A 20,716-nucleotide genomic window follows, 5' to 3' on the forward strand; every position below is an offset into this window, starting at 1 on the left:
ACGCAAAACTAAAAAAGATCATCCTGAAGTAGTACGTGGGAACGCGACCACAGTCGGACGCGTGACGATCTGTCCGCACAGCACTGTCTCTCCGTGCAGACCGTCACGTACCGCTGGCCGACCGCGGTCACCACCGACACCCCGGAACTGTTGCGCTGGACCGGTTTCGGCGGTGCGCTCCTGCTCACCGCCGGTGCCTGGGCCGTGAGCGCCAGAGCCGGCGGCGCGGTGGCACTGGGCGTCGCGATCGCGGGTGCCGGACTGGTCGTGCTGACGTGGGCGCTGCTCGGCCGCACCAGGCCGGACCCAGGGTGGCTGCGCCGGACGCTGGCCTGGTGGTGCGCGCCGCTGCTGGTGGCCCCGCCGCTGTTCAGCGCCGACGTATTCAGCTACCTGGCCCAGGGCGAGGTGGCCGCGAACGGGCTCGACCCCAACGTGGTCAGCCCGGCGGCCGGCGCGAGCGCGGAGGCAGTGGCACGTGTCGGCGTCTACTGGCGCGAGACGCCGTCGCCTTACGGGCCGTTGTTCACCACGGTCGAGAGGGCGATCACCGAGGTCACCGGCGGTGATCCCGTCCTGGGTATCGGTCTGTACCGGCTGGTCGCCGCGCTGGGACTGCTGCTCATCGTGTGGGCGGTGCCCAGGCTCGCCGCGATGACGGGCGTGCGGGAGCGCACGGCGTTGTGGCTGGGCGTGATGAACCCGTTGGTGCTGTGGCATCTCATCGGCGGTGTCCACAACGACGCGCTGATGCTCGGTCTCATGCTGTCCGGCACCGTCGTCGCGTTGGACGCGCTGCCGGAACTCAAGTGGTGGCAGTACACGGCCGGTGTCGTCCTCATCGGACTGGGCGCGCAGGTCAAGCTGCCCGCGCTGGTGGCGCTCGCGGTCGTGGGCACCGCACTGGCGCGCAGGCTGGGTGGCGGCTGGGTCCGGTTCGTCACGGCGGGCTTCGCCATGGTCGCGGCCGCCGGGGTGGTGTCGGCCGTGACGTCGCTGGCCGGAGGGTCCGGTTTCGGCTGGGTGCGGGCGCTCGGCACGCCGTCGAAGGTCAACAGCTGGATGGCGCCGACGAACTGGCCCGGCTATCTGGCGGGTGCGGTGTTCGGCCAGGAAAGCGGTCAGGCGATGATCTCCTCGGCACGGATCGCGGGGTTCGTGCTGATCCTGTGCGGGGTGGCGGTGGTGTTGGGTCGCCAGCTGCGCGGACGGATCTCCGATGTGACGTCGCTGGGAATGATGATGAGCCTGATCGTGGTGCTGGGGCCGGTGATCCAGCCGTGGTACCTGCTGTGGGCCGTGCTGCCGCTGGCCGCGTGCCTGCCGGTGGGGACGTGGCGGACGCGGGTCGCCGTGCTCGCCGGGGTGTTCGCGCTGCTGGTGCCGCCGCTCGCGGGCAACTTCGCCGGTCGGGTGCCCGAGCTGATCGGCGCCTACGTCGTCGGGGTCGCTCTCGTCGGTGGCGCGTACCTCGTCCTGCGCCGGGCGAGGGTGTCCGTTGCGCAGGCCTGACCTCGCCCGTTACGGCGCGGCGGCGGTGGCCGGCGGCGCGCTGGCCCTGAGCTTCCCGCCGCGCACGCTCTGGTGGCTCGCCGTTCCCGCCTTTGTGGTGTTCTGGCTGGCGGTGAGGGGCGCGGGCGCCCGGCGGAGCGCCGGTCTCGGGTTCGCGTTCGGGCTCGCGTTCTTCCTCCCGCACCTGTGGTGGATCCAGCACTTCCTGGGCGACGACTTCGGGCCGTGGCCGTGGCTGGTGCTCAGCGCGTTGATGGCGTTGTTCATCTCCGGTGTCTGCACGCTGTTCCCGCTGGTCGCCCGGCTACCGGCGGCTCCGGTGTGGGCGGCGCTGCTGTTCGTGCTGCAGGAGACCCTGCGCGGGCTGATCCCGTTCAACGGCTTCCCGTGGGGCCGCGTCGCGTTCGGCCAGGTCGACGGGCCGTTCGCGCGGCTCGCCGTGCTCGGTGGAGCGCCGCTCGTGACGTTCGCCGTCGTGTTCACCGGGTTCGGCCTGGCCGCCTGGTTCCCGAGGTGGACCCGCGCCTGGGCGCTGGTGCCGATCGTCGCCGCGCTCGCCGTGAGCCCGCTGATCTCGATCGAGGCTCAGACAGGGCAGCGGACCGTCGCGGTCGTGCAGGGCAACGCCCCCGACCTCGGCCTCGGCCTGCTCACCGAGGGCGCCACCCTGCGCGACAACCACCTGCGCAAGACCGCCGAACTGGCCGCGCTGGTCCGCGGCGGCGCACTGCCGAAGCCGGACCTCGTGGTGTGGCCGGAGAGCGCGACCAGGACCGGTGACCGCGACCCGGTGCTCGACGCCGCCATCGCCGACCTCGGCGTGCCGACCCTGGTGAGCGCGCTGCGCGACGGGCAGAACTCCGTCATCACGTGGGACCCGGAGACCGGCGCGGGGGAGTCGTACGCGAAGCAGGAGCTCGTCCCGTTCGCCGAGCACATCCCGCTGCGCCCGCTCGCCCGGATCTTCACGCCGTTCGCGGACCAGGCCGATCTCGACGCGGGCACCGAACCGGGCGTGCTGGACATCGCGGGCACGCGCGTCGGTGTCGGCATCTGCTACGAGGTCGCCTACGACTACGTCCTGAGGGAGAGCGCCGGCGACGGCGCCCAGCTCCTGGTGGTGCCGACGAACAACGCCTGGTACGGCCGCGGCGAGATGACCTACCAGCAGCTCGGGATGGCCCGCCTGCGCGCGATCGAACACGGCCGCGCGGTCGTGGTCGCGGCGATCAGCGGCGTGAGCGCCGTGGTGCGGCCGGACGGCAGCGTCGTGCGGTCGACCGGGATGTTCACCGACGACCTGATGGTGGACACCGTGCCGTTGCGCACGGACCTGACGTTCGCGACCAGGTTCGGCGGCGCGATCCACGTCGTGCTCACGGGCTTGGCGCTGGCCGCGTGCGCGGTGGCTTTGTGGTCGCGGCAGCGAGCACGACGGGCAACGGGCTCCCGCCCCCGGCGCACCGGCGAGGACTGAGTCCCGAGCGCAACCGGGCTCTGGTGGCTGCTGTCCATGGTCCGGATGTATCGATCTGATCCACATCCCCCGAACCAGACGAATGACGGTTCACGGGGAGTGCCTGCCGCTCCTACGGTCTGTTGGTGACCGGGAACCCCCTGCTTCCCGGTGCTAAGGAGCCCAACTACATGAAATCCCTGCGCATGGGGGCGCTGGCCGTCTTGACGGTCTCAGTGGTCGCCCTCTCGATGACGGGCGCCTCCGCCCACGACCCCAACACCGCCGAGGGCCAGGCCGCCGCCAGGGCGTTCCTGGCCGACCACCTGCCCGCCGACCGGCACGCCGTCTCCGGCCAGGCCGCCGGCGTTCCGTGCGTCAACGGCAAGGCCGACATCTATCCCTGCAAGAACGTCGACCTGCTCAGCGTGCTGCCCCTGTCCGCGATGGGCGGTGGCAACGGCAACGACATCTGGGGCTGGACCGACCCGTCCTCCGGCAAGGAGTACGCCATCGTCGGCCGCACCAACGGCACCGCGTTCGTCGACGTCAGCACGCCCACGGCGCCGAAGTTCCTGGGCAACCTGCCGTCCAACGGCGGCAGCAGCACGTGGCGTGACATGAAGGTCTACAAGGACCACGCCTTCATCGTCGCCGACTTCATCACCGGCCACGGCATGCAGGTGTTCGACCTGACCCGCCTGCGGACGGTCACCACGCCGCAGACGTTCACCGCCGACACCCTGTACAAGGAGTTCGGCCCGGCGCACAACATCGCCATCAACGAGGAGACCGGGTACGCGTACGCGATCGGCTCCAACACGTGCCGCGGCGGCCCGCACATGGTCGACATCCGCACGCCGAAGTCGCCGAAGAACGCGGGCTGCGTCTCCCAGGACGGCTACACGCACGACAACCAGTGCGTGGTCTACCGCGGGCCGGACGCGACCTACCGGGGCCGGGAGATCTGCTTCAACGCCAACGAGGACACGCTGACGATCGTCGACGTGACCGACAAGGCCAGGCCGGTGCAGATCTCGCGCAAGGCCTACTCCGGCGCGCAGTACTCGCACCAGGGCTGGCTGACCGAGGACCAGCGGTACTTCCTGCTCGACGACGAGCTGGACGAGTCGCGCGGCACCGACAAGCGGACCAAGACCTACATCTGGGACCTGGCGAGCCTCGCGAACCCGGTGCACACCGGCGTCTACAACTCGCCCGCGACGGCGATCGACCACAACCAGTACATCAAGGGCAAGTACTCCTACCAGGCCAACTACCAGGCCGGGCTGCGCATTCTCGACGTCAGCAACGTCGCCTCGGCGCAGCTGACGGAGGCCGGGTTCTTCGACATCTACCCGGCGGCGAACGAGGCGAAGTTCAACGGGGCGTGGAGCAACTACCCGTACTTCGCCAGCGGCATCGTCCTGGTCAACGGCATCGAGCAGGGCCTGGTCGTGGTCAAGCCCAACCTCGGCGCCGTCGAGCCGCCCCCTGGTGGCAAGTTCGAGAACACCGCGGACGTGCAGATCCCGGACAGGGGCGCGGCGGTGACGTCGTCCGTCTCGGTCTCCGGTGTGCCCGGCAAGGCCCCGGCCGCGCTGAAGGTCAACGTCGACATCAAGCACCCGTACCGCGGTGACCTGGTGATCGATCTCGTCGCGCCGGACGGGACCTCGTTCCGTCTCAAGGGTTCCAGCAGCGACTCCGGCGACAACGTGCTGACCACCTACGAGGTCGACGCCGCCGCCGAGGACGCCGCCGGTTCCTGGCAGCTCAAGGTGCAGGACGTCGCCAGCGCCGACGTCGGCTACATCGACGCGTGGAGCCTGCAGTTCTGACCCTGACGCGGGTGGGCGGTTCCGCCGCCCACCCGCGCCGCTAGGAGTTGTCATGCGCAAGCTCACTCTTGTCGACTGGATGTTCGCCCTGCTCGCCGTCGCCGTGGTGGCAGGCGGCGGCATCATGGTGTTCGCCAGGTCCGCACCGCCGATGCAGCACCAGAACATGGGCGCCGTGGTCCCCGCCGCGCACAGCGACGGACTGTCCGATGTGGAGAGTGGCTACCGCTTCGAACGCGTGATCATGCCCGAGACGCGCGGCACCGCCGTGCCGGTGGCGTTCCGGATCCTCGACGGCGCGGGCAAGCCCGTCACCCGGTTCCTGGACAACCAGACCAAGCAGATGCACTTCTTCTCCGTGCGCGAGGACATGTTCGTCTTCGAGCACCTGCACCCCGTGCTGGACGGCGACACCTGGCGCACCACGCTGTCCCTGCCCGACGGCGGCGCGTACCGCATGTTCGCGGAGTTCGTGCCACTCGACACGGCGGACCCGCGCCACCCGGTCGTGCTCGGCGTGCCGTTCAGCATTCCCGGTGACACCACGTGGGCCCCGGTCCCCGCGCCCGAAGCCGGTGCGGCGGCGACCGACGGCTACAGCGTCGTGCGGGTGGACGAGCCGGCCCAGCCCAAGGCGATGACCCAGCAGACGCTGCGGCTGTCGATCCGCGCCCCGGACGGCACACCGGTCAGCTCGCTGGAACCCCACCTCGGCGCCAACGGCCACATGACCGGGTTCCACACCATGCTGCTGTCGGCCACGCACCTGCATCCCGTCGAACTGGCGGGAGTCCCGCTGAACAACGGTGAGCTGAGCTTCCAGGCGGTGTTCGCCGACCGGGGCGAGTACCGGCTGTTCCTGGAGTTCGCGCACGGCGGCAAGCTGCGCCGGGCGGCGTTCACGGTCTCCGTCGGCTGAGCCGCGGCTCACCGGACCGGCGACGGGGCCCGGACGTCGGCCCCGGCCTCCAGGTGGTCGGGCAGCGACGCACGGTAGATCGGCATCGCCGCCGCCGTCGTGACGATCGCGACGGCGACGAGGATCGCGAACATCTCCGGTGTCACCAGGTCGTAGGCGAGGCCGATGTTGATGAAGATCAGGATCATCAACCCGCGGGCGTTCATCAGGCCGCCGACCGCGGAGGCGTAGCGCCACGAGTAACCCTGCGCGCGGACCACGAGACCGCAGCCGAGGTACTTGCCGGCGAACGCCGCCAGCATGATCACCGCGAGCGGGAACCAGAGCGCACCACCCGAGCCGAAGCCGTCCAGTTGCGTGTTGAGGCCGCTGAACGCGAAGAACACCGGCAGCAGCAGGATGGAGTTCAGGTCGGAGAGCTTGGTCTCCAGCTCGTGGCGCACGACCTTCGACTTGGGCATCGCGAGACCGGTGATGAAGCCGCCGAACACCGAGAACACGCCGATGTAGTCGGTGTACCAGCCGGCGACCAGCACGATCAGCAGGATCACCGCCACCATGTCGCGGCTGAGTTTGCCGTCGCGTTCGGCGCGTTCTCCGATCTTGGCCAGCCACTTGCGGCCCAGCGTGAGCATCAGCGCCGCGAAGATCGCCGCGCCGAGGATGGTGCGCAGTGCGCCGGACGGGCTGCCGGACGCGCCCACGGCGATGATCAGGGCGAGGAACGCCCACGCCACCGCGTCGTCGATCGCGGCGGCGACCAGGGTCAGGCCGCCGATGGGGGTGTTGGCGATGCCGCGTTCCTGCAGGATCCGGGCGAGCATCGGGAACGCGGTGATCGACAGGGCGCCGCCGACGAACAGCATGAACACCCACAGGCTGGAGCCTTCGGGGCTCAGCGAGTCGAAGAAGATCACCGCCGCGCCCGCGCCGAGCAGGAACGTCGGCACGATGCCGGAGGCGGCGAGCACGGACGCCTTGCGCGCGTTGGCACCCGTGGTGAGTCCGTGGTCCAAAGAGGACCCGACGAGGAACATGTAGAACGTCAGGCCGATCGTGCTGAGGACGTACAGGGTGCTCTTGACGTCGGCCGGGAAGAGCTGGGCCTGCACGCCGGGGGCGACGGCGCCGAGCAGCGCGGGGCCGAGCAGGACGCCGGCGACCATCTCGCCGACCACCCTGGGTTGTTTGACCAGCATGGCGAGGCGTCCGCACACGGTGGTCGCGACGAGCACGACCGCCAGCGCGGCGAAGACCTGCAACGCGAAGTGGATCTGGTTCACCGGGGATCTCCTGGGGTCAGTGCCGGACCGGGCAACCCTGCGTGTCGTGCGTGTCGAAGTAGCGCCCGGCCGGCCGGAGGCGGTGGGCGTGCAGCACCATCGCGGTGCCGAGCACGAGCTGGACGACGCTGCGCCAGACGTCCTCCCAGCGGTCGCGCACGCGCATCAGTACGAGCCTGAAGCGCGGCACCGGGCCGTCGCGGACGAGCAGGCACGGCCCGCGGCTGGGCAACGAGCGGGTGTGCGTGACGGAGGAGTGCGGTGTGACGCGGCGCAGCACTTCCCGTGCGGACGCGCGCATCGCGATGGGGGACAGGCGCCACGCCGGGCAGGGGCGGTTGGCGGCGACGCCGAACGGGATGTGGTGTTCGTTGCGCGCCGCCGTTGTCTCCCAGCGGCCGGGGTCGAACACGTCGGGGTCGTCGTACCCGGTGGCGTGGTAGGCGGGATAGTTGAAGCACAGCACCGAACCCGCCGGGAAGAACGTCCGGTCGTCCAGTTCGATGTCCGCGGTCGTGATGCGGTGGGCGATGCCGAACAACGGGTAGAGCCGGAAGGTCTCGTCGAGGACGTGGGCGAAGTACCGGTCGTCGTCGACGCGCCGGGCCGCTTCGGGGTGCTGGGCCAGTGCGAGCAGCAGGTGCGCCATCGCCTCGGCCATCTGCACGACCGCGGTGTTGAAGTAGGTGCCCTGCAGGTAGTGCACCTGCTCGGTCTCCGACAACGTCCGCGGCAGCGGATGCCGGACGTCCGCGAGCCGGGCCCGCAGGTAGCGGGTGAGGCGGGCGCGGCGGGCGGGATGGCGTAAACCGGTGCACTTCAACGAGGTCACGACGTCGGTGGCGTGCGCGACGATCAGGTCACGCGCGTGGCGCGGGCACGGTTCGCCGAACACCAGCTCGTAGAAGTACTCGGCCCACACCGGCATCATCAGCTCGCGCAACCGCACGGCGGTGACGCGGCCGGTGATCACCTCGTCCAGCACCTTCGCGGTGCAGCGCGTCGCGGCCGCCGACAACGCCTCGCTCGATCCCGCGAGGAACGTGCGGGTCGCGCGGGCCACGTCGTCGTAGCGCGGCCCGGCCTCCAGGTGCTCCTGGTGCACCTCGGGACCGGGGGACAGCCAGTACCAGAACAGGTCCGAGAGCCCGGCGCCCTTGCTGCGGCCGTTCGCGGCGGGATGGCTGTAGAGCTCCTGGAAGCGGCCGGGGCCTACCTGCTCGTTCGGGAACGTGATGGCGTTGTCGCCGTTGACCTTCTCGAACACCTTGGCGCGCAACGCGACCACGCGTGCGGGCAACCAGTTCAGCACCGGGCCACCACCATGTCCCTGGACAGCTCGCCGCCGCACATCGCCAGGACGTGCTGGAACTCGTCGCGCAGCACGTCGAGCACCCGCCGCACACCCTGCTCGCCGTCCGCCGCCAGTCCCCACAACACGGGCCTGCCGATGCCGACGGCCGACGCCCCCAGTGCCAGCGCCAGCGCGATGTCCCCTCCACTTCGGACTCCGCCGTCGAGCACGACCGGCACCCGCCCGGCCACCGCGTCGACCACGGCGGGCAACGCGTCGAGCGACGCCGGCACGAGGTCGAGCTGGCGTCCGCCGTGGTTGGACACGACGATGCCCGCCACGCCGTGCCCGGCCGCGAGCGCCGCGTCCTGCGGATGCAGGATTCCCTTGACCCACAGTGGAAGCGTGGTCATGTCCCGGATCCGGCCGAGGTGCTCCCACGACACCGCCGGCGACATCTCGATGTTCCGTAGTGTGGCCCCGGCCAGGTCACGCATGTTCTCCGCGGCCAGGCCGGCGGGCAGGTCGTGGAAACCGTGCGCGATGTCTCGCCGGTGGCGGCCGAACACGGGGGAGTCGACCGTCACCACCAACGCCGCGCAGCCCGCCCGTTCCGCCCGCCGCACCAGAGCCTCCGTGACGTCCATGTCGGGCTGGACGTAGAGCTGGAACCACACCGGCCCGCTCGCGGCCGCCACGACACTGGCGATCGGCACGGTCGAGGCCATGCTCGACACCAGCGTCGTGCCGCCCGCCGCCCGCGCGGTCGCCAGTTCGCCGTCGGGGTGAGCGAGCTTGTGGAACGCGGTCGGTGAGATCAGCACCGGGAAGTCGTCGCTGATCTCGTTGCCCCGCAACACCCTCGGCAGCAGCGCGAGGCGCCGGAACGCGGCCTCGTTGTCCGCGAGCACGACCTCGTCCCCGACCCCGCCCGCGAAGAAGTCGTAGTGGACGGGGTCGAGCACCGCGCGTGCCTTGTCGTGCAGTTCCGCGAGCACCGGGTTCACCGGAGGTACTCCCGCAGCGGAGCCTTGTGCACGGCCTCGCTGTCCCACTCGTTCTCGAGGTTCTCGGTGATGTGGTGCTCGTCGACGAGCACGCCGCCGCGGAACCGCCGCACCACCGGGTGCAGGTAGCGGCCGTCGAGCCCGCTGGTGTCGTCCTGCGAGGTGCGACCGGCGGTGATGTCGAACGGGTTGACCTTGTCGTGGTCGGCGCCGTACTCCAGCGTCACCGTCAGGTACGACGCGACGTCGCCGAACTCGCCGCGCTCCACGGCCTCGTGCAGGTGCGCCAACGGCACCTCCTCGACGTAGCGCACCGAGCCGTCCTCGCCGGTCAGCACGGCGTCGGCGAGGAACGAGAACAGCTGCCACAGCGCGGAGGTCCGGTTGACCCGCTCGATGACCGCCTCGGTGACGGCCTCCGGCGTGGGGTCGACGGAGCGGCTGGGCCAGTCCACGCCGTGGTAGCGCTGTTCCGCGATCCGGTGCAGTGCGCGCACTCCGTAGCGGAAGCCGTGGATGAACCCGCTGGTCGACTTCTTGAAGTCGCGCATCTGCGTGATCGTGCCCGCGAAGAACATGTCCGGGACGTTCACCGACTCCCACGCCGCCGTCTGGTCCGGGAAACGCGACCTGATCGTGAGCTGTGGCCGGCACTCCGGCGCGAAGATCGAGGCGTCGAACCGGAACCCGGTCGCGAGGATCACCCGGTCGTAGCGGATCTCCTTGATCACCTCGTCGACCCGCTGGAAGCTGACCTTCACCAGGTAGTCGTCGCCGTCGCGGCGGATGCCCGCGATGTGGCCGTCCAGCACGGCGTTCTGCGACTTGAGCTGGTAGGTGTCGAGGAAGTTGTTGTTCACCGCCCGCAGGTGGCCGACGAAGTGCGTCTGCCACGCCAGTTTCAGCGAACCGGGCCCGGCGACGTGGATGACCGAGGCGGTCTCGACGAGGGCATCGGCGGTCTCGAACGCCGAGTTGCCGCGCCCGATGATCAGCACCTTCTTGTTCGTGAAGTTCTGCGGGTCGACGGAGACGTCGTAGTAGTGCTCGGCGTGCTCGACGCCCTCGATGTCCGGCACGTACCGCTGCGAGACGCCCGTCGCCACGATGATCCGCTTCGCGCGGTAGGTGCCGCCGTGCTGGTCGCGCACCACGAAGTCGTCCGGCCGCGTGACCGAGACGACCTCGGTGTCGTAGCGGACCGGCAGGTCGTTCTTCACGGCGAAGTCGCCGAGGTAGCGGACCATGTCGTCGGCGTCCGGGAAGTACCTGGGCGTGTAGCCGGTGAACAGCAGCGCGGGATCGTCGGACAGCAACGAGTTCCAGTCGACGCGCAGGTTCAGCTCGGGGTCGTCCCAGCCGGTGTGGATCTTGTTGATGGAGATCAGCTGCCGGTGCCGGGGGAAGCGGGTGAAGAACGTTCCCGCCGCCGCGCCGGACTCCAGCACCAGGTGGTCACGCCCCGCCTGGTCGAGCAGGTAGGAAGCCTGCAGCCCGGCCGGACCCGCACCGATCACGAGACACTCGGTCGTTACCTCGCTGGACACGACGTTCTCCTTCACGCAGTCAGCTGACGCTTGTCGGGTTTGCCGCTGGGAGCGACGGGTGGTTCGGAGATCGCGGTGACCCGCACAGGAGCGCAGGCCGCGCCCAGCCGTTCGGTCACGAGCTTCCGGATCTCGTCGAGTCCGGGGACGCGGCCGGCTTTCGGGACCACGAAGGCGTGCACGGCCTCGCCGGTCTCGTCGTCCGGTACCGCGACGACGTAGGCCTCGGCCACGTCCGGGTGCTCGGCGATGACCTGCTCGATCGGGCCGGCGTAGTGCAGGTTCGCGTTGACGATCACGACGTCGCGGGCCCGGCCGGTCAGGCGCAGGTAGCCGAGGTCGTCGAACCGGCCGAGGTCGCGGGTGCGGACCCAGCCGTCGACGAAGACCTCGGCCGACTCCTCCGGGTTGCCCCAGTAGCCGCAGGCCTGGCCCGGCGTGCGGACGAAGAGCTCGCCGTCGCGGATCTCCACGTCCACGGGCGGTTTTCCCACTGTGCCAGGGGGATCGTCCGGTGTGGCCATCGAGATCATGCCGGTCTCGGTCTGGCCGTAACCGTGGAACAGCACCGGTCCCAGGGTGTCCAGGGCCTCGCGGTGCCGATCGGGAGTCAGGGGAGAGCCGGACACCAGCAGCGCTCGCAACGTCGACAGGTCGGCGGGTGCGCGCTTCTGGGAGGCGACGAGTTTCGCCAGGCCGGGCACGGTGATCACGCGTGCCGTGGCCCGGAGACGGGTGATCGCGTCGGCCGGGTCGTCCGCGACGACGACCGTGCCTCCTGCCGTGAGGGTCAGGACCGCGTACTCGAACATCACCTGGCTCGACAGGGAACCGAATACGAGGTACCGGTCGAGTCGTGAGGCCAGCTCCCGGATCGCGGGAGGCCAGGCGTCGGGACGGGTGGTCCAGGCATCGGTCATGGACGCGTAGGTCTGGGCGCAGGCCTTCGGAGCGCCCGTGCTGCCGCTGGTGTGGATGAGCCGCGCGATGTCATTGGGACGGCCGTCGCACCGCAGGGGTCCGGGTGAGGAGGCGAGCAGATCGGTGAGGTCGGCGTCCCAGAGCACGAGCTTGATGTCCAGGCTCAGCAGGTGCTCGACCTGCGCGTCCGTCAGTCCCGGCCGCACCCCGGCCACCCGCGCGCCCACCGCGTGGGCCGCCAGGATCGTCGCGAACGCCTCTACGGTCACGCCGAGCAGCAGCGCGACGCCGTCACCGGGGCCAAGTCCCTTGCCGCGCAACCCGTTCGCGATACGCGCGACCAGGTCGAGCAACTCCGTGCCGGTCACCACGCGGGTGCCGTGCTCGAACACCGGCCGGTCCGCGGCGGCGCCGAGCACGTCGAACACCGCCCGTGGGAACGGCTCGGCGTCACGCGCCGGCAAGGCATTCCTTCACGAACACGCCGAGCGGCTGCTGGTGCACCTCCGGCAGGTCCCAGTGGTTCTCCAGGTTCTCGGCCAGGTGGTGCGTCGCGGCGAGCACGCCGTGCCGGTAGTAGCGGACCACCGGGTGCAGGTAGCTCGCGTCGGCCGCGTGCACGGGGTCGTTCTCGGCGACGCGGGGAATGCTGATGTCGAACGGGTCGACGGTGTCGTGGTCGGGCCCGTACTCGAGCGTCGCGACGAACCGGTGCTCGGCCGGGCCGAGACCGCCGTCCGCCACGAACGCGACCGGCACCTCCTCGGAGTACCGCGCGGCGGCGCCGTCGACGCTCACGACGTCGCCCATGACCGCGAACTGCTGCCACAGGCACGACGACCTGTTCACCCTGGCGATGACGGCCTCGCTGATCGCCTCGGGCGAGAGCTCCAGATCGGTGCCCTGCCACGGGGTGCCGTGGTTGCGGGCGCTCAGCACGCGGTGCAGCGCGCGGGCGCCGTAGCGGAAGCCGTGGATGAACCCGCTGGTCGACTTCTTGAAGTCGCGCGACTGCGTGATGGTGCCCGCGAAGTACAGCCCGGGGATGTTCGCCGACTCGAACGCCGAGGTCTGCCGCGGGAAGCGGTCCTTGATGATCAGCGCCGGACGGCAGTTCTCCGCGAAGATCGAGGCGTCGAACTGGAACCCGGTGCACGCGATGATGCGGTCGTACTCCAGTTCGCGGACGTTCTCGACCGTGCGCGCGTAGCGGAACTGGATCCGGAAGCCGCCTTCGGGCCGTTGCTCGATGCGTTCGACCGTGCCGTCGATGACCGCGTTCTCGGACTTGAGCTGGTAGGTGTCCAGGAAGTTGTTGTTCACCGCCCGCAGGTGCCCGACGTAGTGCGTCTGCCAGGCGAGCTTCACCGAGTGCGGCCCGGCGACGTGGATGACGGCGGCGTGCTCCACCAGCGCGTCGGCGGTCTCGAAGCCCGAGTTGCCCTTGCCGATCACGAGCACCCGTTGTCCGGTGAACGACTCCGGATCCGTGTCGAACGTGTCGTAGCGCTCGGCGTGCTCTATGCCGGGGATCGGCGGCACGTACAGCTGCGAGACCCCGGTGGCCATCACGAGGTTCCCGGCGTGCCACGTCCGTCCACTGTGGTCGGTGACCGCGAACCCGTCGTCGTCGCGCGAGATGCTGGTGACATCGACGTCGTAGTGGACCTTGAGGTTCGCCGCGCAGTCCTGGAAGTAGCGGACGATGTCGTCGGCATCCGGGAAGTACCGGGGCGTGTAGCGGGTGAAGAGGAGCTCGGGGTCGTCGAGCAGCAGCGAGTTCCAGTCCATCCGCATCCGCTGCTCGGGATCGGTGAACCCGGTGTGGACCTTGTTGATGGAGATGAGCTTGCGGTGCCGCGGGTAGCGGGTGAAGAACGTGCCGGCCCCGCTGCCGCGTTCCAGGACGGCGTAGTCGCGACCGTCCCGCTCGAGCAGTGCGGCGAGCTGCAAACCGGCCGGTCCCGCGCCGATGATCAGGTAGTCGTGAGCCATGGACGGGGAAGCTACCCACGCGATCTCAGAGTTTTCTGAGATCGGCTGCCTACCGTCCGTGCGGTGACCACGACCGCCTCAGACACGTCCGTGGACCTGGGTTCGCCCCTGACCGTTCCGCACCTTCAGCGTGCTTCCGGGCCGCTACCCGTGCTCGTCGGATCCGACGTGCTCGACCGAGTCGAACGAGGCCGCGCCTACCTGCGCACGGTCCTGGCCGACGACGAGCGCCCGGTGTACGGCGCCAAGACCGGGTTCGGCGCCCTGGTGGGCTTCGCGGGCAGATCCACCGAAGCCGACCAATGCGACAACACCCTCGCACACCTCGGCGCGGGCCAAGGCCCCGACCTGCCCCTGGACATCGCCCGAGCCGCACTCCTCGTGCGCACCTGGTCCCTGGCGCAGGGCCTGTCCGGCGTGTCCGCGCACGTCGTCGCGGGCCTGTCCGCGATGTTCGCGACGACGTTCGTCCCGGCCATCCCGCGTTACGGCTCCGTCGGCGCCAGCGGAGACCTCATCCCGCTCGCCTACGCCGCCCAGGCGTTGCGCGGCCGCGGGCACGCCTACCTCGACGGCGTCCGCCTCCCCGCCGCGGACGCCCTGACCTCCGCCGGGCTCTCACCGTTGCAACTGGACGGCCGCGACGCCCTGGCCCTGGTCAACGGCACCTCCGTCACGACCGCGGCGCTGGCCCTCGCCCTGTCGTCCGTGCGTTCCTCGCACCGGGCCCTGGCCGACCTGACGTGCCTGCTGGTCGACGTCGTCGGCGCCGATCCCGGCTTCACCGACCCACGCCTGATCTCCGCGTTCGGCCATCCCGGAGCGGTGACGGTGGCGTCGTGGATGCGTGCCATGCTCGACGGCACCACGCCCAGCGGCCTGCGCGCGCTGCAGGAGCCGTACAGCATCCGCTGCGCACCCCAGCTCCTCGGCGCCGCCGAGGACGCCCTGCGCTACGCCGACAGCGTCGTCGCCTCGGACCTGGGCGGCGTCAGCGACAACCCGCTGTTCTTCCCGGACGACGACCTCGTCGCCCACGGCGGCAACTTCTTCGGCCAGCCCGCGGCGTTCGCCGCCGACGTCCTGGCCATCGTCACGGCCTCCCTCGGCAACCTGGCCGAACGCCAGCTCGACCTGCTCGTCGACCCGGCCCGCAACACCGGTCTCCCACCCATGCTCGCCGCCGGACCAGGCCGCCAACACGGACTGCAGGGCGTCCAACTGGCCACGACGGCGTTCGTCGCCGAGATCCGGCGCGGTGTCCTGCCGGCCAGCACGCAGAGCCTGCCGACCAACCTGCACAACCAGGACGTCGTTCCGTTCGGCACCCAGGCCGCGCTGCGCGCCTACGACCTCGCGGAGTTGCTGCGCCTGCTGTGCGGTTCGCTCGCACTGGGGCTGCGCCAGGCCGTGCACGTGGGCGGCCGCCGGCCTACGGCACCGCGGTGCGCGGCGTTGCTGGACGCGCTGGCTGCGGCCATCGAACCGGTGGACCCGGACCGGCCGCTGGACGCGGACGTCCGGGTGGCGGCGGAGGTGGTGGTCAGCCGGCAGTGGTGAGGGGAGCGTCTCGCGGGCAGGCGCGGGCGATCCGCTCCCGCACCGCCGGCACGCCGGCCCCCGCCACCGGAATCCGCAGCGTGAACCGAGCCCCCAGCCCGGGCCGTCCCACGGCCTCCACCGTCCCGCCGTGCCCGGTCACGATCTCCCGCACCAGCGCGAGCCCCAGGCCGAACCGCCCCTCACCCGCTCCCCGGTGGAACCGCTCGAACAACCGCTCCGCCTGCCCGGCCTCGAACCCCTCACCGTCGTCCGCCACGACGAGCTCGGCCACCCCGCCGCCGGTCCGCACGGCCACCGAGATCCGCCCGCCCTCCGGCGTGTGCCGGACGGCGTTGGCCAGCAGCTCGTCGACGGCCCGCCGCAGCCCGGTCTCGATGCCCTGGACCACCACCGGGTGTCCGGGATGGTCCAGCGACAACGTGATCCGCCGCTCGGCGGCGCGTTCGGTCTCGCCCACCACCGCGGCCTCCGCGACATCGGCCAGGTCCACGGGCTTGCCGTCGAGCCGCTGCGGAAGCTGTGCGGAGGCCAGCAGGTCGTCCACCACGTCGGCGAGGCCGCGGATCGACCTGGCCAGTGCGTCGAGGTCGGTCCGCTGGTCGTCGGGCAGGTGGGAGGCGAGCAGTTGGGCGCGCAGGTACGCGCGGGCGATCGGGGTGCGCAGCTCGTGGCTCGCGTCGGTGACGAACCGGCGTTGCCGCGCCAGCGCTTCCGCCAGGGGCCCGACCGTGCGGCGGCTGATGCCCAGGCCGATCAGCGCTGCCACGAGCAGGCCGCAGACCAGTGCGATCGCCAGTGCTTGCAGCAGGTGCGCGCGGTCGGCTAGCTGGTAGCGCATGTCGAACACCGCCTGCACCGTCGTGCCGTCCGCGCCGGGTGCGGTGAGCACGCGGTACTCCGTGCCGTTCGCGGTGATGTCGCGCGGTATGGCGGTGCCCGACCTGTGCACCGCGTCGATGTCGTCGCGCAGCGGGAACCCGTCCGGCACCGGGAGCTCGCCCTCGTGCAGCACGCCGTCCTCCAGAACGAACACCCACGCGCACCGGGGCGCGATGCCCGGCACGCCGTACAGGGCGTTGTAGCGGAGTTCGCGCGACACCTGGGTTTCCTGCGCGTGGGCGATGACGACGTACGCGATCGCGCCGACGAACGCGATCATCAGCGTGATCGCCAGGCCCACCAGCACGCTGACCCGCAGCCGCGCCCGGCGGACCTCCGCGCGCTCCGCCTCCGCCCACGACCTCACAGCGCCCCCAGCCGGTAGCCGATGCCCTGAACCGTCAGCACGACCGAACGTCCCACCTTCGAGCGCAGGTAGTGCACGTAGGTGTCCACAATGGACTGGGAGGGCGCGTCGCAGAACACCGTGCGCCGCAACGCCGCCCGCGTGTGCACCGTCTCGGGATGCGTGGCGAGCACCCGCAGCAGCGCGAACTCCCTGGTGGTGAGCGGCACCTTCTCACCGTCGGGCAGCACGACCTGGTGTTGTTCGAGCTCCAGGCGGCCGGCGCCGATGCGCAGCACCACGGCCAGTTCCGCGGCCCGCCGGCACAGCGCCCGCAGCCGCGCGGTCAGCTCGCCCAGGTCGAACGGCTTGGCGAGGTAGTCGTCGGCGCCGGCGTCGAGGCCGTCGATCCGGTCGTGCACCGACCCCATCGCGGTGAGCATCAGCGCCTGCGTCCGCACGGACCGGGAACGCAACCGGGACACCAGGTCCAGCCCGTCGACGACCGGCAGGACTCGGTCGATCACGACCACGTCGTAGGGCCGGGTGAGTGCGAGGTGCAGGCCGCGTTGCCCGTCGAAGGCGACGTCGACTTCGTACCCCTCGCCGCGCAGCACCGCGGCGAGCAACTCCACCAGTTCCCGGTCGTCGTCCACGAGCAACAGCCGGAACCGGTGGACTGCCAGCGACTTCGTAGAGGCCCGCACGAAGCCACGATCGCACGTGATCAGCGTCGATTCAGGTGCCAACAGCCAACGGACAGGTTCACGGACGTGACCGAAAGGCTTGGTACGACGCAACTTCCCCGGTCGGACGGCTTCGGCGCACCCACGGCACCCGCCGGCGAAAGTTAAACATGTGAACCTCGGTCGTCGCGTGACCTGCGATCACGCGACGACTGTGAACGACCTACCAGGCGGGCGCGACGGCCGAGGCGGTGCGCAGTTCGCCGACCCAGCCCGCGGTCGCGATGGCGCGCAGGACGTCGTCCCCCTCGGCGAGCTTGCCGTGCGGGCCGAGGACGGCCGCGTCGCCGTGGTGCCAGCGGACCGGCAGCTTGCCGTGGCGTTCGAGCAGACCGGCGAACTTCGTCGTCAGCCTGGAGGTGCCGATGTGCACCCAGCGGCTCGGGAACAGCTCCAGCAACTCGGCCGTCGCCGGCCCGAGCTCGGGCACCACGGTGATGCCGTGATCGCGGCCGTACTCGACGAGGTCGCGCAGCGCGTCGGGATCACCGTCCGGGAAGACGTGCAGGACGTTGAGCTTGTAGGCGGCCATCCGGTCGATCGCCCTGCGCATCTCGGCCGGCGGCAGCAGCGCGCTCGACACACCGCGCCACGCGAACGCGGGGGAGTCGCGCACGTCGGCCGCTCGGACCGTGCCGTCGCGGGTCATCAGCTGCCGGAACGACTGCACGCCGTGCCGCAGCCCGGCCTGGGTGCCCGCGCGCAGCATGATGGCGTCGTTGCTGACCAGCAGCGCGTACCCCTCGGGGCCGAGGCCGCGCATGGCCGGGTCGTGCGACACCATCAGCATGCCGTCGGGCGACTCCGCCAGCAGGTAGCCGGTCTGCCGGAAGACGTGCTCGCGCAGCATCGCGGCCGCGGTGCGCGCCTGCCCGGTCACCCGGACGGTCACGTCTTCGGTCAGTACGAACGAGCCCGTGCGACGGGGCGCGCTCGTGGGCATGGGAACAATCAACGGTTTCCTCTCCAGCGACCTAACGCTGGGTGTATCAGCTGAGTTCCGGCAATCGGACGCGGAACGTGGTTCCGGCGCCTGTCGCGCTGGTCACATCGACCGTTCCGCCGTGCGCCTCGACGAGCTTGCGGACGATCGCGAGCCCCAGTCCGCTACCGCCCGTGGCGCGGCTGCGCGACTTGTCCGCGCGCCAGAACCGGTCGAACACGTGCGGCAGATCGTCTTCGGAGATGCCCGGACCCGTGTCGGTCACGGTGATCACGACCTCGCCGTTCCCGGCCGTGCCCCCGGCCGTCACCGACCCACCGGCGGGCACGTGCCGCAGCGCGTTCGAGACGAGGTTGTCGAGGACCTGCCGCAGCCGCAGGGCATCGGCCCGGACGGTGAGGGAGGCGTCGGCGGACACCGTCAGCGTGACTCCGGCCTGCGCGGCTCGTGCCTCGTGCGCGGCTTGGAGCTGCTCCAACGCGACCGCGACGTTGAGCCGTTCGGGTGTCAGGCGCAACGAGCCCGCGTCGGCGACGGCGAGGTCCTGCAGGTCGTCCACCACGTGCTGCAGCACGAGCGCTTCCTTGAGCAGCAACGCCACCAGGGCCGGATCGAGGTCGCTCACCCCGTCCTCGGCCGCCTCCAGCCAGCCCCGGATGTTGCTCAACGGCGTCCGCAGCTCGTGCGCGACGTCGCTGACCATCGCCTTGCGCGCCCGCTCCAGGTGCGCCCTGTTCGCCGCCATCGTGTTGAACGCCCTGGTCAGGCCCGCGATCTCGTCCTGCCCGCGCACCGGCACCGGCGGGATGTCGCTGCCGGCGGACAGGTGCGTCGCCGCCGCGGTCAACGCCCGCAGCGGCCGGGTGATCCGGGCCCCCGCGAACGCCGCCACCCCGATCGCCGCCAGCAGCACGGCCGCCGCGGCCCCCACGACCTGCAGGCCGTTGCCCGACAACGAGATCGCGGTGGTCGGCGTGCCCGCGGGGTTGGTCAGGTACAGCAGGACCGGCGGCGCCACGTACTGGGCGAGCTGCTCCTTGCGTGCCGCGGCCACGCACGCGGCGACGGCCGGTTCGTCCGGCGGCGGCACGCCCGAGGACTGCTTGCGCGCCGGGGTGAAGTCCGGATCGAGGTCCGCCGGTGGCAGCGAGCGGCGTGCCAGGCAGGCGTTGGTCAGGTCTTCCAGGTCGAGCAACGCGAAGAAGTCCGCCGCGGTGTCGAACGGCAGGTCCCGCTCCCGGCAGTCCAGCCGGGCCTCCTCCTTCCTGACCAGCCGCAGGCAGTACAGCGTCCCGGTCCGGTCCTCCCGGTCGCGGAAGTCGATCGGCGTGCGGAACGGCCCCAGCACCCGCTTGTCGATCCGGTCAGCGGGCGCGCCGGGCACCAGGACCGGGTCTACGTCCAGCGGGTCCACCACGGCCGAGGCCCGGTCCGGCAGCCGGCCGCCGGCCGCGCCCAGGTCGGCGACCGTGCGGCCGTCCTTGGTGACCAGCACGATGCGCCGGCCGGGCTGCCCGGACACCAGCGCCTCGACGTAACCGTCTATTCCGGACCAGTCGCGATGGCCGGCCGCGTAGTCGAGCAACGTCGTGTAGATCCGGTGGTCCGAGGCGAGCTCCCGGCCCTGCTCGCGGGCGATCGACGCCTGGGTCAGCTGCGTCGCCAGCCACGCCGTCGCGGCGATCGAGCACACCGCGATCAGCACCACCACGACGAGCAGGCGCGTGAAGACGCTACGGCGCATCGGCGCGTCCCGCCGTGAGCTTGTAGCCGATGCCGTACACGGTCACGAGGTGCGCGGGCGCACGCGGATCGGTCTCGATCTTGCGCCGCAGGTTCTTCACGTGCGTGTCGATCGTCCGCGCGGTCAGGAAGCTGCTGAGGCCGTGCATCCGCCGCAGCAACTGCTCGCGGCTGAACACCCTGTCCACTCCGGACGCCAGCACCTCCAGCAGGCCGAACTCGCCGGGCGTGCACTCGACCGCTTCGCCGCGCACCCTCACCTCGTGCCGCAGCTGGTCCACCACGATCGGCCCGACCTGCAGCACCGGCTCCGGTTTCGCGGCGGGCACGCGCCGCAGCAACGTCCGCACCCGTGCCACCAGCTCGCGCGGGCTGAACGGCTTGGTCAGGTAGTCGTCCGCGCCGATCCCGAGACCGTGCAGCAGGTCGTCCTCAGTGGACCGTGCCGTCAGCATCAGCACCAGCACGTCCGACTCGGCCCGCAACGCCCGGCACACGTCCAGCCCGCCCAGTCCCGGCAGCATCAGGTCGAGCACCACGAGCGCGGGGCCGTGCGCACGGACCACGTCGAGCGCCTGGCGTCCATCGTGGACGACGAGCACCCGGTGGTGGTCCTGCTCCAGGTACCGGCGCACCAGCTCGGCCTGGTTCTCGTCGTCCTCCGCGACCAGGATGAGAGCGCTCACCCGCCGATCATATGGACGCCCTCACCGCGATCACC

General features: G+C 70.8%; 16 protein-coding genes. 5 read left to right on the forward strand and 11 right to left on the reverse strand.

What is annotated here, in order from left to right; genetic code table 11:
- The first annotated feature begins 93 nt into the window (after window positions 1-93).
- The 4 genes from mptB to BLR21_RS03390 all read left to right on the forward strand — a co-directional run bounded on the left by mptB (window position 94) and on the right by BLR21_RS03390 (window position 5,728).
- Complete coding sequence (mptB, locus tag BLR21_RS03375; protein ID WP_090004114.1) at window positions 94-1,512, forward strand: polyprenol phosphomannose-dependent alpha 1,6 mannosyltransferase MptB; 1,419 nt, start codon at window positions 94-96, stop codon at window positions 1,510-1,512.
- Window positions 1,499-2,989 carry an apolipoprotein N-acyltransferase gene (gene lnt, locus BLR21_RS03380; protein ID WP_256334424.1) on the forward strand — a complete coding sequence of 497 codons (1,491 nt, stop codon included), beginning with the start codon at window positions 1,499-1,501 and terminating at the stop codon, window positions 2,987-2,989. Before mptB ends, lnt begins: the two co-directional genes overlap by 14 nt.
- A gap of 170 nt (window positions 2,990-3,159) precedes the next feature.
- Complete coding sequence (locus BLR21_RS03385; RefSeq protein WP_090004494.1) at window positions 3,160-4,809, forward strand: choice-of-anchor B family protein; 1,650 nt, start codon at window positions 3,160-3,162, stop codon at window positions 4,807-4,809.
- A 52-nt stretch (window positions 4,810-4,861) separates the two neighbouring features.
- A complete protein-coding gene (locus BLR21_RS03390) occupies window positions 4,862-5,728 on the forward strand; it encodes a hypothetical protein (protein WP_090004116.1) in 867 nt (288 codons plus the stop codon).
- Window positions 5,729-5,736: 8 nt separating this feature from the next.
- Here BLR21_RS03390 and BLR21_RS03395 read toward each other — a convergent pair whose 3' ends face one another.
- Genes BLR21_RS03395 through BLR21_RS03420 form a run of 6 tightly spaced genes read right to left on the reverse strand, consistent with a single transcriptional unit; the run spans window position 5,737 to window position 13,775 of the window.
- Window positions 5,737-7,011, reverse strand: a complete 1,275-nt coding sequence (locus tag BLR21_RS03395; RefSeq protein ID WP_090004117.1) for a cation:proton antiporter — start codon at window positions 7,009-7,011, stop codon at window positions 5,737-5,739.
- Between the two features lie 16 nt (window positions 7,012-7,027).
- On the reverse strand, window positions 7,028-8,323 hold the full coding sequence (locus tag BLR21_RS03400; protein WP_256334425.1) for a cytochrome P450: 1,296 nt from the start codon (window positions 8,321-8,323) through the stop codon (window positions 7,028-7,030).
- Window positions 8,317-9,312: an alpha-hydroxy acid oxidase gene (locus BLR21_RS03405; RefSeq protein WP_090004119.1), complete on the reverse strand. Its 996-nt coding sequence runs from the start codon at window positions 9,310-9,312 to the stop codon at window positions 8,317-8,319. Before BLR21_RS03405 ends, BLR21_RS03400 begins: the two co-directional genes overlap by 7 nt.
- Window positions 9,309-10,859 carry an NAD(P)-binding domain-containing protein gene (locus tag BLR21_RS03410; protein WP_090004495.1) on the reverse strand — a complete coding sequence of 517 codons (1,551 nt, stop codon included), beginning with the start codon at window positions 10,857-10,859 and terminating at the stop codon, window positions 9,309-9,311. The genes BLR21_RS03405 and BLR21_RS03410 overlap by 4 nt, the downstream gene beginning before the upstream one ends.
- An 11-nt stretch (window positions 10,860-10,870) precedes the next feature.
- Window positions 10,871-12,244, reverse strand: coding sequence for a class I adenylate-forming enzyme family protein (locus tag BLR21_RS03415; RefSeq protein WP_218130722.1), 1,374 nt, complete (start codon window positions 12,242-12,244; stop codon window positions 10,871-10,873).
- Window positions 12,231-13,775, reverse strand: a complete 1,545-nt coding sequence (locus BLR21_RS03420) for an NAD(P)-binding domain-containing protein (RefSeq protein WP_090004120.1) — start codon at window positions 13,773-13,775, stop codon at window positions 12,231-12,233. The genes BLR21_RS03415 and BLR21_RS03420 overlap by 14 nt, the downstream gene beginning before the upstream one ends.
- Before the next feature lie 63 nt (window positions 13,776-13,838).
- Between BLR21_RS03420 and BLR21_RS03425 the strand changes: the two genes are divergently transcribed.
- Window positions 13,839-15,335, forward strand: a complete 1,497-nt coding sequence (locus BLR21_RS03425) for an aromatic amino acid ammonia-lyase (protein WP_218130723.1) — start codon at window positions 13,839-13,841, stop codon at window positions 15,333-15,335.
- Here the strand turns inward: BLR21_RS03425 and BLR21_RS03430 are convergent.
- From BLR21_RS03430 to BLR21_RS03450, 5 genes are all read right to left on the reverse strand, one after another.
- Entirely contained in the window at window positions 15,319-16,584 is a 1,266-nt protein-coding gene (locus BLR21_RS03430) for a sensor histidine kinase (RefSeq protein WP_256334426.1), read from the reverse strand. The two genes, BLR21_RS03425 and BLR21_RS03430, sit on opposite strands and share 17 nt — an antisense overlap.
- Entirely contained in the window at window positions 16,581-17,270 is a 690-nt protein-coding gene (locus BLR21_RS03435) for a response regulator transcription factor (protein WP_256334427.1), read from the reverse strand. Before BLR21_RS03435 ends, BLR21_RS03430 begins: the two co-directional genes overlap by 4 nt.
- Window positions 17,271-17,472: 202 nt before the next feature.
- Entirely contained in the window at window positions 17,473-18,264 is a 792-nt protein-coding gene (locus tag BLR21_RS03440; RefSeq protein WP_256334428.1) for a beta-N-acetylhexosaminidase, read from the reverse strand.
- Window positions 18,265-18,298: 34 nt separating this feature from the next.
- Window positions 18,299-19,996, reverse strand: a complete 1,698-nt coding sequence (locus tag BLR21_RS03445; protein WP_090004122.1) for a HAMP domain-containing sensor histidine kinase — start codon at window positions 19,994-19,996, stop codon at window positions 18,299-18,301.
- On the reverse strand, window positions 19,986-20,681 hold the full coding sequence (locus BLR21_RS03450) for a response regulator transcription factor (protein ID WP_090004123.1): 696 nt from the start codon (window positions 20,679-20,681) through the stop codon (window positions 19,986-19,988). The genes BLR21_RS03445 and BLR21_RS03450 overlap by 11 nt, the downstream gene beginning before the upstream one ends.
- Between the last annotated feature and the right edge of the window lie 35 nt (window positions 20,682-20,716).

The organism is Lentzea albidocapillata subsp. violacea, assembly GCF_900100275.1.
In the GTDB taxonomy this organism is placed as follows: Bacteria; Actinomycetota; Actinomycetes; order Mycobacteriales; family Pseudonocardiaceae; genus Lentzea; species Lentzea violacea.